Origin of the sequence: Streptomyces sp. NPDC019396 (assembly GCF_040632375.1) — a bacterium.
GTDB lineage: Bacteria > Actinomycetota > Actinomycetes > Streptomycetales > Streptomycetaceae > Streptomyces.
Genome location: NZ_JBEYBS010000100.1, coordinates 1 through 1,245 on the forward strand (window position 1 = coordinate 1; position 1,245 = coordinate 1,245).

Annotated in this window: 1 protein-coding gene and 1 pseudogene; one reads left to right on the plus strand and one right to left on the minus strand. The window is 65.1% G+C overall.

Annotation, left to right across the window (positions count from 1 at the left end; all coding sequences use genetic code 11):
• A partial coding sequence (locus tag ABZ532_RS31640; protein WP_361291474.1) for an IS3 family transposase occupies positions 1 to 948 on the plus strand: 948 nt, incomplete at its 5' end.
• Positions 949 to 991: 43 nt separating this feature from the next.
• Here the strand turns inward: ABZ532_RS31640 and ABZ532_RS31645 are convergent.
• Positions 992 to 1,078, minus strand: a pseudogene (locus ABZ532_RS31645) (IS5/IS1182 family transposase); the annotation flags it as partial.
• Between the last annotated feature and the right edge of the window lie 167 nt (positions 1,079 to 1,245).

Sequence of the window (1,245 nt, forward strand, 5' to 3'; positions counted from 1 at the left end):
GCGGCCGGTCATGCCGTCGAGTCGATCCTCGCAGCCCTGAACACCGCAGGGCTGAAGATCGCGGCACGAACCTTGCGGGCCTGGTGCGCCCCAGCTGTGGGCGTGAGCGAGCCCGCGGCCCGGACCTTGAGCGACGCCCTGGTTGAGGACGCCGTCCGTCGGCTGGCCTTTGCCACCAACCCCGCCGGTCAGCGTGTGCTGGCCCCAGAAGGGCTCTATGGCCGGCGCAAGATGCTGGCCCTCATCCGCCGCACTCTCCATCCCGAGGCCGGTTTCGGGGCCGTCGACCGGGCCATGCGCTCGCTCGGCCTGGCTGGCGTCATGCGAGGCAAGAGACCCAGAACCACCGTCCCCAACCCGGCCGACACCCGGGCGGCAGACCTGTTGAACAGGGATTTCACCGCTCCCGCCCCAGACCAGAAGTGGATCACGGACTTCACCTATGTCCGCACCTGCCAGCCCTTCACCTACGTCGCGTTCATCGTCGACTGCTTCTCGCAGAAGATCGTGGGCTGGCACGCTTCCGTGAAACGAGACGTGGAGCTGGTCGACGTGCCGCTGTGGATGACACTGTGGCGCCGCGGCCACGAGGGCACTCCAATCGGACGCGACCAGCTCATATGTCACTCAGATGCCGGGTCGCAATATACGAGCGTGCGCTTCACCGAACATCTGCGGCTCGAGGGCATCCACCCCTCGGTCGGGAGCGTCGGCGACGCCTACGACAACGCTCTGATGGAGACCATCAACGGCCTCTACAAGTCCGAATGCATCCGCACCAGCGTCTTCCACGACGGCCCCTGGAGAACCGTCTCCGACGTCGAGTACGCCACCGCCTCCTGGGTCGAGTGGTACAACAACCGCCGACTGCACTCAAGCCTGGGCATGATCAGCCCCACCGAGTCCGAGGCAGCCCACTACGCTGACACAGAACCGCGGGCCGACTGATCACCGGCCAGCAAAACACCGGGAGGAAAGTCGGAACGGTTCACCGAAACCGCCGTTCATGCTTCGGCAACAGCGGCTCGATCACCGCCCACAGCTCGTCACTGACCTCCCACGGCTTCCGCCGTGCCATGGCCGCACCCCACAAAACACGGGAACACATACACCTCCACCGTGCCACAGAAGGATCATTCTGCAAGGACCCCTAAGGGGTGCTTTCAGAAGGCCGGATGTTTGCGGGCGAGGGTCATGCAGTGGGCGAGCTGGAGGAATGCGTCATGCATGTCGTCTCGGGCTTCC